Raw genomic sequence first — 15,942 nt, forward strand, 5'->3', positions numbered from 1 at the left:
AGTATAGAAGTTATCATAGAACTAAAAGGCAAAGACAAGGATAGCTATGTTTTCAAAGATTCTTATCGCCAACCGTGGCGAGATTGCTTGCCGTGTTGCGGCGACTGCTAAGCGCTTAGGCGTCCGCACCGTTGCTGTCTACTCTGATGCGGATCGACATGCCAAGCACGTGTCTGTCTGTGATGAAGCCATTTATTTAGGCGGTTCAGCCCCAAAAGATAGCTATCTCAAAGGCGATGCTATCATTGCTATTGCTAAGGAGCGGGGCGCTGAGGCCATTCACCCAGGTTACGGGTTTTTGAGTGAAAACGCTGACTTTGCGCAGGCTTGTCAAGATGCAGGTATCGCCTTTATCGGACCGTCTGCTGATGCCATACGGGCAATGGGCGGCAAGTCTGAGTCTAAGCGCTTAATGGAAGCGGCAAACGTACCGCTAATACCCGGCTATCATGGTGACAATCAAGACGCAGCCTTCTTGAAAGAGAAAGCCGATGCTATTGGTTATCCCGTGCTTATCAAAGCCAGCGCGGGCGGCGGCGGTAAAGGGATGCGCATCGTCGAAAACAGTGGCGACTTTAATGATTTGCTAGACTCCTGCCGCCGAGAGGCCATTACCAGTTTTGGTGATGATCAAGTACTCATCGAAAAATACGCGCTCAAACCACGCCATATCGAGATCCAAGTGTTTGGTGATAGTCATGGCAACTACGTGCATCTATTTGAGCGTGATTGCTCGGTACAACGTCGCCATCAAAAGGTGCTAGAAGAAGCGCCAGCGCCAGGCGTTGATGAGTCTATGCGTGAGGCAATGGGTACGGCTGCGATTGAAGCGGCGCGTGCGGTCGATTACGTAGGCGCGGGCACGGTTGAGTTCATCGTTGAGCAGCGCGGTGGCGAGATGAGCTTTTATTTTATGGAGATGAATACGCGCTTGCAAGTAGAACATCCTGTCAGTGAAGCGATCACGGGCGTTGATTTGGTTGAATGGCAATTGCGAGTTGCCGCAGGCTTACCACTGCCAAAATCGCAAGAAGAGCTTGCGATAAACGGTCATGCGATTGAGGCACGTATTTGCGCGGAAAACCCTGATAATAATTTTTTGCCGGCGACAGGGACGCTGTTTACTTATCAAAAACCTGAGCACAGCACCTTTATTATCGATGACGTGCGTATCGATGACGGCGTGCGCGAAGGCGATGTCATCAGTCCATTCTATGACTCTATGATTGCCAAGCTTATCGTCCATGCGCCAACGCGCGAGCAAGCGCTAGCTAAGATGGATCAAGCATTAGGGCAAACGCGTATCGTTGGTCTGCCTAATAACGTGGCATTCTTGCGTTATGTCATCAATACAGACTCCTTTAGTCAAGCCAATCTCGATACCGCTTTGATTGAGCGAGAAGCGGACGTCTTGTTCGATCAGCAGCCGCTTGAGCTATCTACGCTAGTAACGACTGCAATTGTGCAACAGCTCGCTGGCGAATCCTCAGCAAGACTCAGTAGCACTCAAAACGACAATGATCCCTTTGGTCAACCCACTGGTTTTCGCGCTTATACCGATTACGCGCGCTCATTTAGCTTAGTCTACAATGAGCAGTCTTATGTTGCTCGTATTAGTGACTGGCATAATGTGTCAGCTAATAGCGCCACATCTAAAGGTAATGACCAAGCCAGTAGCTTTACACTTACCATTGAGAAAAGCGCTGATGATAAGCAAGCCGCTCCCGAGTCTTTAACCTGCGTTTTTGAAGGTCAGGTCAGCTATAATAGTAATGACGGGAACAATCACACCTTATGGCTGGATGGCGCACGCGTCAGCGCACAAAGCTGGGTACATAACGAGAGGGTACATGTCTTTACTGATCGTGGTCGTGATCAAATTACCCTTGTCGATATTATGGCTTACGCGGGCGAAGAGAGCGCTGCTGTCGGCAGTTTAAAGTCGCCGATGCCGGGTCAAGTGGTCGCGTTCAAAGTCAATGTGGGTGACAGTGTCAAAAAAGGCGAGCCACTTGCTGTTATTGAAGCGATGAAGATTGAGCATACTATTACCGCGCCAACCGATGGCGTGGTCGCCGAATTGCTATTTGGCGCAGGCGATCTGGTCGCAGATGGCGATGAGCTTCTACGTATCGACAGCGCGTCTGATGAATAAAAAGGCCAATATTCAAAAAATAGGATGGCACTTATGAGTAACTTATATCCAGACCATGTCCGCATCGTTGATGTTAGTCCTCGTGATGGCTTACAAAATGAGTCAGCGACGGTGCCGACGGCGGTTAAGCAAGCTTTGATTAACGATCTCATAGCTGCAGGCGTCAAGAAGTTAGAGGCTACCAGTTTTGTCTCGCCTAAATGGGTGCCGCAAATGGGTGATAACAGCGACCTTATGACGGCACTGTCAGATACGCGCCGTGGAGACGTTATTTATTCGGTGCTGGTGCCCAATATGCGCGGCTTTGATAATGCGCTCACTTACCATCCTGATGAAGTAGTGATTTTCGGTTCAGCGAGTGAGACCTTTAGCCAAAAAAACATCAACTGTAGTATTGATGAGAGTATTGAGCGTTTTGCGCCTGTAGTCGTTGCAGCCAAGCAAAACGGTATCAAGGTGCGCGGCGTCATTTCCTGTACCGTGGGCTGTCCTTATGAAGGCGAGATTGACCCAAGTCAGGTAGCTTACGTCACCAAACGTATGGTTGAGATCGGCGCAGAACAAATCGGTATCGCCGATACGATCGGTGTTGGTACTCCGCTCAAAGTTCAGCGTGCACTTCAAGCGGCCTTTGAATACATTGATGTCGCAAAAATATCTGGTCACTTTCATGACACTTACGGTCAGGCGCTTAGCAATACTTTGGCGGCGCTTGAGCTTGGCATTAGTGAGTTTGATACGTCTGTGGCAGGTCTTGGCGGTTGTCCGTATGCCAAAGGCGCAACGGGTAATGTGGCGACAGAGGACGTGGTTTATATGCTCCATGGCATGGGTATCACAACAGGTATCGATTTGGAAAAGTTAGTAGTGGCAGGCGAGCGTATTAGTACATTCTTAGGTCGCCGTAACGACTCAAACGTGGCGCGAGCTATTATAAATAAACGTGCCTCTTAATACATTTTAGTCTACATATTTAAAATTAAACACAAGGAAAGATTATGAGTTTACCCGGATTAGATTTTCAGCTTGGTGAAGACATCGATGCGCTACGTGATGTCATCAGAGCGTTCGCAGAAAAAGAAATCGCCCCGCGTGCCAGTGAAATCGATAGTAGTGATGAGTTCCCTATGGACCTTTGGAAAAAAATGGGTGATGTCGGCCTGCATGGTATCACGGTACCCGAAGAGTATGGCGGCTCAGACATGGGCTATGTCGCGCACATGGTTGCATTAGAGGAGATCAGCCGCGCTTCAGCCTCCATAGGTCTAAGCTATGGCGCGCATTCAAATTTGTGTATCAACCAGATCAAACGTAACGGAAATGAGGCGCAAAAGCAGAAGTTTTTGCCTAAGCTTATCAGCGGTGAGTTTATCGGCGCGCTCGCCATGAGTGAGACGGGCGCAGGCTCCGATGTTGTCAGCATGAAACTTAAAGCTGAAGAAAAAGACGGCAACTATATCTTAAATGGTAGCAAGATGTGGATTACCAACGGTCCTGATGCCGATGTCATGGTGGTCTATGCCAAGACCAATCCAGAGCTAGGCGCCAAAGGCATGACCGCCTTTATCGTTGAAAAAGGTATGGAAGGCTTTGGTACTGCGCAAAAGCTTGATAAGCTCGGCATGCGCGGTAGCCATACGGGCGAGATGACTTTTAATAATGTCAAAGTGCCAAGCGAAAATATCTTGGGCGGCATTGGTCAAGGCGTTAAAGTCTTGATGAGTGGCCTAGATTTTGAGCGCGCGGTACTAGCCGCTGGCCCTATCGGCATCATGCAAGCGGTTATGGATAATGTCATACCCTACATCCATGATCGTAAGCAGTTTGGACAAGCTATCGGTGAGTTCCAACTCATTCAAGGTAAAGTCGCGGATATGTATACTATCTTGCAGGCGGGTCGTAGCTTTTTATATACGGTCGGTAAGAACTTGGACATGCTGGATAAGCAGGGCGAAGGTCACAGTCGCCAAGTACGTAAAGACTGCGCTAGTGTGATTCTTTGGTGCGCAGAAAAAGCGACATGGATGGCGGGCGAGGGCATTCAGATATTCGGCGGTAACGGCTATACCAATGAGTATCCGCTGGGACGTTTATGGCGCGATGCCAAACTCTATGAGATTGGCGCTGGAACGAGCGAGATTCGCCGTATGCTCGTCGGCCGTGAACTATTTAACGAAACAAAATAGGTTTTACAAGATTCAAAAAAAGCAGCTTGTCATAGATAAGCTGCTTTTTTTATTGCTTGGGTTCTTTGTAAAGCTCTAATCAGACAACTGCTGACGATGATCAAAGTAACGCGCCAACCCATTTAATAGTAGATCATCGCGCAGCCGCACGGGGCGATTGACGTGTTGGGCGATAATATGGGCATCACCGCCCGTCATGATCAGCTCAAAGTTAGGATGTCTATGCGTAATCTCATTGATAGCGCCCACGATAGATAATAAAATGCCGCGATGTACCGCATCTTGTGTGGTGATGCCATGAATTAAGTTATCGAAACTACCGTTTGAGATTGCAATCTGCTTGGTTCCTGAGAACAGCGACTCGCGTTGTAAATAGATATTAGGAAAAATATAGCCGCCCAAATGCTTGGCGTGATCAATCAGATCGATCGTCACCGCGGTGCCGCAGCCGATCACGCACTGGCGCTTTTTTTTATCGACCGCACCGAGCATCTGTAACCAGCGATCACAGCCCAATTGACGAGCATTATAAGCGCTATGCATGAGAGGGTGAGCGGCATCGACATGGACAAATTCAAAAGGAATATCAAGTCGGCTCAAGGTCTCAAATACTTTACTATTGAGCTCATCACCCAGCACTGAGGAGATACCGATAAAATCAGGAGCGTAGTTCTCAAATCGATCAGTCAGACCCATCAGCAGCTCAGCGGGCGCTTGCAGATGCAATTTGGCATCATGCGCGACGATCTGCCCGATATCATCTGTCAGCCAGTATTTGAGCCGAGTATTACCAAGATCTAACCAGAGCATAGCATTCCTTTTAGCATAACCTTCCCTTTTAACCGCTCTCGTTTAATAGTGCTGTTGCGAGAGCAGTATTCGTTATAAGTACCCTTTAAACTTCATTTATCACATCAAGGCGACCGGTAAAAATGGTGCAAATACTAGCGTCATCTTGGCGTAATTGCAAACAGCCATTACTATCTATACCGCAGGCATGAGCTACGATTTTGTGTTCTTGAGCGCGGTGAGTTTGCGTGACGCACACCTTTAAGTCTGCTAGCGCATCTACCGCCTCAAACTGCTGTATGAAATCATTTAAATAGTGTGGGTTTACGCTAGCACGCTCAAGCACTATTTGCGCAAAACAAGTCATCGCTGACAACAGAGCATCGCTCACTTGCTCGTAAAGAGTTATCAAACTCGGTATGTCATTATTATTATCTGTCTTAACCAATTGCTTAATGTCTTGCAAGCTTATTGCTTGATAACTCATACCTTCAGCAGTTTTTGTGGTGAGCGTAGGCGTCGTCTTAACGTTGAGACCGACGCCGATGACAACGCCCAACATTTTGCCATCGCGTAATACCGGTTCTATTAATATCCCTGCCAGTTTGCTAAAAGGAATAACTGGCATATCAACGCTTTGCTGTGCATAAAAGCCTAAATCATTGGCCCATTTGACACCGATAGGAGTCAAGTTTTGCCTTATTAGCTGCTCATTTATCATCTCTATCACAGGCATAGTAGCCAGCTTTACGCCTACAATTAAGGATAGCAGTCCGCTGACAGGCGCTTGATACGGATGATATAGAGATAGATACACATTGCCCTCTGGCGACTGCCATGAGCGCTGATGCTGTCCGCGCCCACCACTTTGCATCTGCGCGGTCAAAAGATGTACTTTGTCACCGTCCAGAGTACCTGCTTCTATGTCTGCTATCAGCTCGCTATTGGTTGAGACGCTACTTGTAAGGTGACGATGATTAAGGTTGGATAATAAGCTAGATAACATAGCGGATACGCTCGTAAGTTTCGTCAGCATTTAAAAAGGGTGGCGTCAGTATTATCATGCAACTGTTTTTAATATGGTAAATTGAATATAAAACTGTCGTGTAAGTTTAAACGCGCTACTGGTATAAATTTTACTTGCGTGCTGTGCCTACGCCGCTTGATGCTGCATAAAACTCATCCCAGTAGCGCTATGTTTTTTTACAGTGCATTGGATATATACTGCGAGCTTCGCTCTTGGCGCTAGCCATTATGATACAAAAACCCGTGAGATAAAAGGTGGCGTCAATGATGTTATATGTGTGGTTTGTGATTGCGGGTGCATTTGCAGGTGTTAGTGCAGGCTTGTTCGGCGTTGGTGGTGGCATGATTATCGTGCCCGCACTAGTATGGATATTTACCGCTTATGATTTCCCGCCTGACGTTATCACGCATTTGGCGATTGGTACGTCGCTTGCAACCATCGTAGTGACGTCCATCAGCTCATTGACCGCGCATAATAAGCGCGGCGGGGTACGTTGGGAGGTCTGGCGCAAGATGGCGTTAGGACTAGTCATCGGTAGCCTCGTTGGTGCAGGTATCGCGGATATGATCGATGGCAAAGCGTTGCAAGCGATTATCGGTATCGGTGCGTTACTAGTAGCGCTCAAAATGTTGTTTTTCTCTAACAAAGAGCAATTGGGTAAGCCGCTACCTCCTGCTGGCGTCCAGTTTGGGGCAGGCACTGGTATCGGAATGGCGTCGTCTATCTTTGGAATCGGCGGCGGCAGTTTGACCGTACCGTTTTTGAACTGGGCAGGGCTACCGATGCGGCAGTCGGTTGGCACTTCAGCCGCTTGTGGTCTGCCGATTGCACTGGCTGGCGCGGCAGGATTTGCATGGTTTGGACAAGACGTCGCCAATTTGCCTGAGGGCACGATAGGGTTCGTGCATATCACAGGCTTTTTATGCATCTCAGTCGTCAGTTTTGCGATGGCAAAGGTCGGTGCCAAGCTTGCTCATGTATTGCCAGCGCTGACGCTAAAACGCGCTTTTGGTGTACTACTGATATTCGCAGGCGGGCAATTGTTTTTGAGTGGGATTGGGGTGATTTAGGTTTTGAACTTTGAAAAATTTAAATATAGTATATGAAGATCTTAATCTTAATAAGATACGTAGGATTAGTTATGATAGATAAGTTATATTTTAAAAGACAAGAGATTATTGATACTGAGCTTTCAAATGATTATAAATATGACTTTTTTCCAAAAGAGTTTAGAGTTCAAATTTATCACATTTTAACTGATGTCTTTTACGACGTAAATTACAGTGGGTCACAAGGTTTTCAAAATGTGTTTCATGAATTTAACGGTGATTTTACAACTCTAGCCAATAATACTAATAGTGAGTTACGTAGAATATGTAAAATATTTTCCAGAGAAAAAGGTAGGCTATCACTTAAAAGTAATACAAACGGTGTATCTAGTAGTATGGACTACGGAGCAATACTTGAATTTATATTGAGTGAAGAAAACGTAGATGATATTCTCACGATTGTAGAACTCGTATTTGATATTATTGAAACTAAAGCCTGTAATGAGGATTTTGGAAAACGTAACGATGCCTATGAAATTTCTAAGAAGGCTATACTTGAGCTGAACCAACGTTTTCGAGAGCATAGTATAGGCTATCAGTATGAAAATGGTCAAATTGTTAGACTTGATTCTGAGCTTATTCATACTGAAGCTGTTAAACCTGCTTTACAACTACTTAGCAATCCCATTTATAAAGGTGCTCAAAAAGAATTTCTAAATGCACATGAGCATTACCGTCAAAAGCGGTATAGTGAAGCGTTGATAGAATGTCTTAAAGCTTATGAAAGTACACTAAAAATTATTCTAGATAAAAACAAATGGGAGTATAGCTCCAATGCAACTGCTGATGAGCTTACAGGAAGAGTCATGCAATCAGGATTAGTTCCTGAGTTTTGGCAACAGCATTTCAAATCTTTAAAAAACACCTTAACTTCGGGTGTACCTACCGCTCGTAACAAAGTAGCTGGTCATGGTGCAGGTAACGAAATTAGAGAGATACCTGAATATTTAGTTAGCTACATTCTTCACATGACTGCGTCTACAATTGTATTCTTAGTTAAAGCAGATGAGGATTTAGAATAACTTAAATAGTTACTACATAAATAGAGAAATTGCGCGGCTATTAATTAAACACTTATAACTAAACGTTTGTGATAGTATTTTGCTTACCTGTATTTGATTGATAAGGAAGTTTAATCAATACGGGAAACCACCCTAATGTTTATCGATAGCGATAGATTACCTATAGCACAAGGATGCGCAAGCCATGAGTAAACACGGCGATAAAAGCAAAAAAGCAGATATCGAACTAAAAGATGTCGCAACTGACAATACAACAGAAAAAGTGATTCACAACGTCTTTGTCGACAGCTTAGTAGAACCGAGCGATACGCTACAGTCTGAGCCTGCCAGTAATACTCGCAGCAAAATGGTGTTTAATAGACGCCGCTTTATGAAAGGTTTTGGGTCTATAGGGGTGGCGGCAGTAGGGGTTGCTAGTCTAGGCTTGGCAGGGTGTGACGATGATGACAACGACAATTTCAATGCCAATGACGCCGTTAGTTTTGATCACGGCGTTGCTAGCGGTGATCCCTTATCTGATCGTGTCATACTGTGGACCCGAGTAACTCCGCAAAACACAGGATCTCGTCAATTTACGGTTAACTGGGTGATAGCTCGTGATTCACAGATGGATAATGTGCTCAAACGAGGATCTGTCACTACAAATGCTACCAAGGACTATACTGTCAAAGTCGATGTAGATGCTCTAGAGCCAAACACCGTTTATTATTATCAGTTTACCGTAGGTAGTAAGAGCAGCCGCGTTGGTAAAACCAAAACCTTACCTGTAGGTTCAGTGAACCAAGTCAAAATGGCGGTGTTTAGCTGTGCCAATTATCCAGCTGGGTTTTTCCATGTTTACGCTGATGCTGCTAAGCGCAATGATTTAGATGTTTTTATTCATTTGGGCGATTATATTTACGAGTATGGACGCACGGTTACCGATGCTGGGGGCAATGTCGTACCTGCTTATGCGTCGCAAAACGCCGCTGCTATCGACCGTGAGGTTGAACCTGCGCAAGAGGTGACGCGCATCAACGAATATCGCATGCGTTATGCGCAGTATAGAAGCGATGCAGATTTGCAAGACTTGCATGCCGCTGTACCTATGATTGCGGTATGGGATGATCATGAGCTGGCCAATGATGCTTATGAAGATGGCGCCGAAAATCATCAGCCTGCCACTGAGGGCAGCTGGGATGATCGCAAACTCGCCGCTGTCACCGCTTATCATGAGTGGATGCCGATACGTAACGAAGTACAAAGTAAGATCTATCGCAGCTTTGACTTCGGCGACTTACTAAGTTTGCACATGTTAGATACTCGCATTATTGGACGTGATGAACAGCTCAATTATGCCAATTTTATCAAAGCTGATAATGTGGTCGGCGCCTATATTGACAGCGATGCGTTTATGGCAGCGACCAATGACCCTAATAGAGAGCTATTGGGACTGACGCAGAACAACTGGCTGGTGGGCCAACTACAGCAATCAAACGCTAAGTGGCAAGTGCTCGGTCAGCAAGTGTTGATGGGACGGATGGATATACCTGCGCCCGTCATTTTGAATTTAGCCGATCCTAGACTTGGCTTAGATATCAATGCGTACTTAGCGTTAACGCAAAAAGCCCAAACCGCTCCACAAACTTTAACCCCTCAAGATATCGCTCTATTGCAACAGCCTGCTATTCCTTATAATACTGACGCTTGGGATGGTTATAGTGCGGCGCGTGAGCGCATATTAGCAACCGCCAAAAATCTAAATAAAAACCTAGTCGTACTGGCGGGTGATACACACAATGCATGGGCAAATAATCTCACCGATAAAGACAACAACGCTGTGGGCGTAGAGTTTGCGACCAGCTCAGTCAGCTCACCAGGATTTGAGGAATACATTCCTAATCCGCCAGCACAAGTAAAAGCGGTACTGACTCAAATCATAGACGGTTTGCAGTTCATAAACCCGAATGAGCGTGGTTATATGGCGATTACGGTCACGCCTGAGTCTTGTCAGTCAGAATGGGTATTTGTTAGTGATATTCTACAGGAAACCTATAGTAGTGAAGTGGGACAAACGCTCAAAGTGCTCGCCGGCGCAAACCAGTTGAGTGCATAACTTTTGTCTGAGCAGTTCTTTGCCTAAATAAATTTTTTCTACAGGCGGTTGATAGAGTCTACTCTTTATCAATCGCATCGAGCCCCAATCGCATCCACTTCATTGCCAGCTCATTGCGATCGGTAAGCATGCTCCATAGCGCATCTTCACTAAAGATAGAATGCGCCTCGCCTGAGTGCTCAATTGGTAGATCCGCTTCACGATCTGCCATCCACTGCGGGCTTAAGTAATACCCTTGCAACTCATCGAACAGCTTTTCTGCTTCTAAAAATTGCTGCTGCGCCTCAAGTTGCTGCTGATATAACTGGCTCCAGCGCTCATATTTTTGTTGTAAGTCCTGCGGGTCAGAGTTCTTCATGTTAGCTCGCTTATTTTTAATTCATACTCAATATAGGCTGTCCTCTATTCTAATGCAATGCAGCCTTATAACAAACTTCTAAACACACCGCAATTTGCGGTAGAATAGCCGCCTGTTTTTGCTGACCTAATATACCTTTCATGCGCCTAAAATCCCTCAAGCTGACAGGATTTAAATCCTTTGCTAATGCTACCACCTTTAACTTTCCTCGTGGCATTACTGCTATTGTCGGGCCCAATGGGTGCGGCAAATCAAACGTCATTGACGCCATACGCTGGGTACTAGGCGAGACCTCCGCCAAGCAGCTGCGTGGCGGAGCGATGAGCGATGTGATTTTTGCAGGCACCCAAGACAAATCGGCAAAAAGCGTTGCCAGTGTCGAGCTGACCTTTGAGCACACCCAAGATGAGACCACAGGCATTCGCCACGAGTTTAACTTATATCATGAACTGTCTGTACGCCGTCAAGTCAATAAGGAGGGACGTTCAGACTATTTTATTAATGGCACGCGCGCGCGTCGCCGTGATGTTGTCGATGTCTTTTTAGGCACAGGGCTTGGCGCGCGCAGTTATGCAGTGATTGAGCAGGGCATGATTGGGCGTATCGTTGACTCAAGCCCCATGCAGCTACGTGAGTTTATTGAAGAGGCGGCAGGGGTATCACGTTATCAAGCACAGCGCTTAGAGACCCAAAAAAAGCTTGAGATCACGCAAGATAATTTAGCGCGTTTGCAGGATATGCAAAGCGAGCTTGTCAGTCAACAAAAGCGGCTATCTAAACAAGCAACAAGCGCCCAGCGTTATGAGGAGTTAACACTCGCGCGTGCTGATATCCAGCAGCAACTTACCATTCAGCAGTTGTACCAAGCTAAGCACTATCAGCAGCAGCAAAAACAAGCGCACAAGCAAGGTCTCGATGAGGTCGCGCGCCTGCAAAGCCTTTGTGAGGATCTAAAAGCCAAGCAAGACAAACTGACAGCGCACATCACACAAGAGCAGTGGCTCAAAGACGATGCGCAAAGCACACACTATCAGCAGCAGCTGGGCTATCAAAAAGCTGAGCATGAGCTTTTTGATATTCAAAACCAAATCAGCCAGATTGAGCAGCAGATCGATAGTATACACGCGCAGCAATCACAAACGCATACAGAGAGCGAAGCCTTAAAGCTAGAGCAAAGCGAGCAACAAGCGTTGCTGGCAAGTCTACGTCCACAGCTCAACGATTTGGCGGTCAAACGTGAGTCCTATAAACAAAGCGAGCGCACATTGCAGCGGGCATGGACTGACGCGCAAGATAAAGTATCGCGCTTACAATACGACATGCGCATTTTAGAGCAGCAGCAAGCCATTAATGCTCAGGAACAAAAGCGCTACCAGCAAAGCTACGACAAGTGGCAGCGCCGCGAGCACAATTGGCAAGCCCTACATGCGCAGCTATTACCCTTGGACGCAGATCATAGCAGCGTCTCACCTGCATTCGCACATACCGAGCTGACCGAGTTAAAGGATCAGCTAGGGCACATTGTACGCAAGCAGGATTATACCTTTGAGCAGGTAGCAGTACTGCAACCTAGGGCGCATGAGTTACAGCAGCGATTAGGCGTACAGCAGCGTGAGCTGACAGAGAATGAAAAACGTCATGCACTGCTAGTCGGTGAGTACGATACCTTGCATCAAATGCTGCATCCTAAATCACGCGACGATACGTCAACGCAGCACGTTACTAAAATAACTTATGACACTGAAGATAGCGATTTTGATCAGGTGTCACAGCCGTTACCGATAAGCACGATACGCGCACGCATTGAGCTGACAGATTTGGGTCAGCGTTATGCCCATATACTCGATGAATGGCTGGCCCCGTGGCTTGATAGCCATGTCTTGCTGACGGACAACAATAGACAGAACTTGGCGCATTATGTAACAAACTTACTCAGTTATCAAAAAGATACCGTAGGTGCAAAATCGGGTCACAGCTTATGGCTGCCCGCTACCCAAAGCGATGAAGTTCATTCATTTATGAGCCAGTTAGCACATGCGCTTAGCAAACAGCTTATACCTTTATCTAAGTTAATCTTGCAGCCAAGACTTGCGCTTTGCCAGCAGTGTTATTTATACATTGGCACTGATAATGAAACTGAAGAAGAAAAAAGAGCAAATCTGGGTAGAGTTTTAGAGGTGTTACCAAAGCCTGCAACGCTACTAACGACTGATGGCTGGATGATTAGTCAGCAAGGGATGATATATTTAAGTAGGCTTATTGGTCGGGATAACAGTGAAAACAACAGCGCGTTTTTGACCCAACGTATTGAGCAACGTGCGCGCCTAAAACAGCTTGAGACCTTGTTAGAGGCTAGCAATGTAAGCATAAACACGCAGCAACAAACGCTTAAGCAAGCTCAGCGCGAGTATGATGCGTTGACGATCAGCTTAGAGGAGGCTCGTACGCAGGCGGCCCAATTAACGCAAGATAAGCATCACTGCCAGCAGCAACTTACCACTTGTCAAGCGATGTATGAGCGCTTGAAAGCTGACATACAGCGTCTGGATAATGACAAATTAAGCCTTGAGCAAGAACAGCAAGCGCTAATAGCTGAACAAAAAGCGCTCAATGATAAGCAGAGCGAGACTCAACGGGCGCTAGATACGCTCATTACACAATTGACAGAAGCAAAAAGTCATCGTCAAAAGTTACAGACGGATAAAAATGAGCGTAGCCGTGTTCGGCAGGCAGAGGACGATGCTTGGCAGGCACTACAGTTAAACATACAAAAAGGCGAGATGCGTTTAGAGCATAGCGTTAGCCGCCTAGTCAAAGTGACAGATCAGCATGATAAATCCCTACAAGAGTCGCAAAAGCTTGGCGTTCAGTTAGTAGAGTATCAACAGCAATTGCCAGAGCTAAAGACAAGGATGCAAAAGATACAAGAGTTGCGTGATCAGCAGCAAGCTCTGCTAGCGGAGCGTGAGTCAACCTTAGCGGCGCTCAAGCAAGACTATAGTAAACAGCAAAATGAGCTGGAAGCGCTACAGCATAAGCTTCAATCACAGCAAGAGGATTTGGCACAGCTAGCAACACAGCTAGCGCTAAGTAATGCGCGCTTGGAGGACGCGAGCACTCATGCTCAGGAGGCTCTAGCAAAGTATCAAAGCATCAGTCAAAAGTATGATAAAGACGCGCCGCAAACGATGAGTGTCTCAAACGTGTTAGCGGACTTTATCGTCCATGATCGCCGCGTGCGTCCAGACAAAATCGCCCAGCTCAAATCAGAGCAAGCCAAGCTTGAGCATGAGCTGAGCAAAATAGGCGCGGTTAATCTAACCGCTATCACAGAACTGACGGCGGTTAACGAGCGCTTAGAGCCGTTAGCGCAGCAGACGGCAGACATTGCCGCTAGTATGCAGACTTTGACTGAGGCGATCAAATCTATCGATGAGACGACTAAGGCATTATTTATGCAAACGCTCGATGCGGTAAATCTTGAGCTGGCAGCTTTATTCGCCAAAGTATTCGGCGGTGGTCACGCGAGCCTCACGCTAGATACCGATAGTGATTTACCTAAATCTGAGCAGTGGCGCGCCGGACTCACTTTGATGGCGCAGCCCAAGGGTAAGCGCAACAGCCGCTTAGCGGTACTCTCAGGCGGTGAGAAAACCCTAACCGCGCTGAGTCTTATTTTTGCGATATTTAAGCAGCATCCTGCACCCTTTTGCGTACTTGACGAGGTCGATGCGCCGCTCGATGATGCCAATGTCGCGCGCTTTACCAGCTTAATTGAGGAGCTTGCAGGAGAGGTGCAGTTTATTTTTATTAGTCACAACAAGCTCTCCATGCAGATTGCTGATGAGCTAAAAGGTATCACTATGGCGCAAGCTGGCGTCTCAACTTTGGTCAGTGTGTCCTTGGATGAAGCGATCAATTATATCGACAGCTAGAGGCTCATGTAGATCATTTGGTAATGAACCTGTTTTCATTTAAACGGCAAATAGTGATTTTATGCTTAAAAATATAGTAAGATAAACTTGCCGCACTCAAGTAAGTACGCGTGCTAAACATAGCAAGTGATGACGGCGTCTATTAGCCATGCTAGACTATTGCTATTTGTTTTCACTATCATCCCCTTTGTCATTATTAGGATATCTCACTCATGACCGCTATTCAGTTTATCTTGATTGCCATTGCAGCCTTTATTGTGCTCGCAGGGCTGTTTATGGTCATTCGCAGTTTTAAGCGTCGTCAAAATACTGAAACCACTCCAGTGAATTATGACAAAAATGGCATTCCTATTATTCCGCGTCATGAGCGTAATATCGTTGATCAGCCAGATCTTGACGATACTGTCGCAGGCGAGACCAGTATCGCGCCTGATCGCGAGTATTTACAAGCGGTCGTCGAAGACGAGCCTACAACGCAGTCTGCAACCATCGATGATATGCTAAATCATGCCCAAGCTGACACCAGTCCTGCCAGCGAGCAAAATGAGGATTATGAGCGCTGGCAGGCGGAACAGCAGCGCGCCGATGATGACGAATTTGCAGCGATAGCGCAGCAAATGAGTAACGAAGAGGATGCGCAGACGCATAGTGAGCAAGAGATTGACGCTTTTTCAAGCCTAGTGTCAGCCACAGACAGCCTGATGCCTGTCATTGATACCTTTGATGAGCCAAGCTTTGATGAAAACAGTCCGGTGCTCGATCAGCATCTACTTGAGCCTGTTGATCAAGCGCAAAACGGTCCGCTGATTCATGCCAAAGACAACATCAACATTACGATTTTGCCGCAGCAGTACCGTGACCGTGCAACGTCCGTCATTCGTGGTCGTGACCTGTTAGGGTTGATAGATAAATATGGTCTGCGCTTTGGCGCGATGAATATGTTCCATCGCTATGAGCAAAAAGACGGCACAGGTATGCTTTGGTTTAGCATGATGGGCATCACTGATGAGGGTATCGCGCCTTTTGACCCGCATAGCGTGGCGACCAATACCTATAGCGGCGTCGTGGTGTTCTTATCGCTACCGCATCCGCAGGCACTGCATAGTTTTGATAGTATGATGAGTATTGCTTACATGATGGCAGATGATCTGGACGCGGTTATGCTTGATGAAAATAACGAGCCGATCACCCCTGAATATAAGCAGCAACTGCGCAATCAAGTACGCGACTATGAATAAAGGCTAACCTCTAATAAAACAAAAAACT

11 protein-coding genes are annotated in these 15,942 nt (G+C 46.5%); 8 read left to right on the plus strand and 3 right to left on the minus strand.

The features are described from left to right. Positions 1-46 precede the first annotated feature (46 nt). From ACR64J_RS01930 to ACR64J_RS01940, 3 genes are read left to right on the plus strand one after another with little or no spacing between them, the layout of a single operon-like run. On the plus strand, positions 47-2,155 hold the full coding sequence (locus ACR64J_RS01930) for an acetyl/propionyl/methylcrotonyl-CoA carboxylase subunit alpha (protein WP_435950229.1): 2,109 nt from the start codon (positions 47-49) through the stop codon (positions 2,153-2,155). A 33-nt stretch (positions 2,156-2,188) separates the two neighbouring features. Next, entirely contained in the window at positions 2,189-3,109 is a 921-nt protein-coding gene (locus ACR64J_RS01935) for a hydroxymethylglutaryl-CoA lyase (RefSeq protein ID WP_435950230.1), read from the plus strand. 44 nt (positions 3,110-3,153) lie between these two features. After that, a complete protein-coding gene (locus ACR64J_RS01940; RefSeq protein WP_435950231.1) occupies positions 3,154-4,341 on the plus strand; it encodes an isovaleryl-CoA dehydrogenase in 1,188 nt (395 codons plus the stop codon). Positions 4,342-4,416: 75 nt separating this feature from the next. Here ACR64J_RS01940 and ACR64J_RS01945 read toward each other — a convergent pair whose 3' ends face one another. Continuing rightward, positions 4,417-5,151, minus strand: a complete 735-nt coding sequence (locus ACR64J_RS01945; protein WP_435950232.1) for a pantothenate kinase — start codon at positions 5,149-5,151, stop codon at positions 4,417-4,419. Positions 5,152-5,236: 85 nt separating this feature from the next. Further along, entirely contained in the window at positions 5,237-6,136 is a 900-nt protein-coding gene (locus ACR64J_RS01950; RefSeq protein WP_435950233.1) for a biotin--[acetyl-CoA-carboxylase] ligase, read from the minus strand. Between the two features lie 287 nt (positions 6,137-6,423). Between ACR64J_RS01950 and ACR64J_RS01955 the strand changes: the two genes are divergently transcribed. The 3 genes from ACR64J_RS01955 to ACR64J_RS01965 all read left to right on the plus strand — a co-directional run bounded on the left by ACR64J_RS01955 (position 6,424) and on the right by ACR64J_RS01965 (position 10,383). Continuing rightward, the gene (locus ACR64J_RS01955; protein ID WP_435951005.1) at positions 6,424-7,227 is read left to right on the plus strand and encodes a sulfite exporter TauE/SafE family protein; all 804 of its coding nucleotides are present in this window, start codon (positions 6,424-6,426) and stop codon (positions 7,225-7,227) included. 71 nt (positions 7,228-7,298) lie between these two features. Beyond that, entirely contained in the window at positions 7,299-8,288 is a 990-nt protein-coding gene (locus ACR64J_RS01960; protein ID WP_435950234.1) for an STM4504/CBY_0614 family protein, read from the plus strand. Between the two features lie 184 nt (positions 8,289-8,472). Next, positions 8,473-10,383 (plus strand): alkaline phosphatase D family protein, encoded by a 1,911-nt coding sequence (locus tag ACR64J_RS01965; protein ID WP_435950235.1) that lies wholly within the window; start codon positions 8,473-8,475, stop codon positions 10,381-10,383. A gap of 58 nt (positions 10,384-10,441) precedes the next feature. On the opposite strand, the gene ACR64J_RS01970 is transcribed toward ACR64J_RS01965, so the two are convergent. Continuing rightward, a complete protein-coding gene (locus ACR64J_RS01970; RefSeq protein ID WP_435950236.1) occupies positions 10,442-10,741 on the minus strand; it encodes a DUF4298 domain-containing protein in 300 nt (99 codons plus the stop codon). A 140-nt stretch (positions 10,742-10,881) separates the two neighbouring features. Between ACR64J_RS01970 and ACR64J_RS01975 the strand changes: the two genes are divergently transcribed. After that, complete coding sequence (locus ACR64J_RS01975) at positions 10,882-14,676, plus strand: AAA family ATPase (RefSeq protein ID WP_435950237.1); 3,795 nt, start codon at positions 10,882-10,884, stop codon at positions 14,674-14,676. Between the two features lie 212 nt (positions 14,677-14,888). After that, a complete protein-coding gene (locus ACR64J_RS01980; RefSeq protein WP_435950238.1) occupies positions 14,889-15,914 on the plus strand; it encodes a cell division protein ZipA C-terminal FtsZ-binding domain-containing protein in 1,026 nt (341 codons plus the stop codon). Positions 15,915-15,942 lie beyond the last annotated feature (28 nt).

The sequence above is a fragment of the Psychrobacter sp. DM8 genome, assembly GCF_051307025.1.
GTDB lineage: Bacteria > Pseudomonadota > Gammaproteobacteria > Pseudomonadales > Moraxellaceae > Psychrobacter.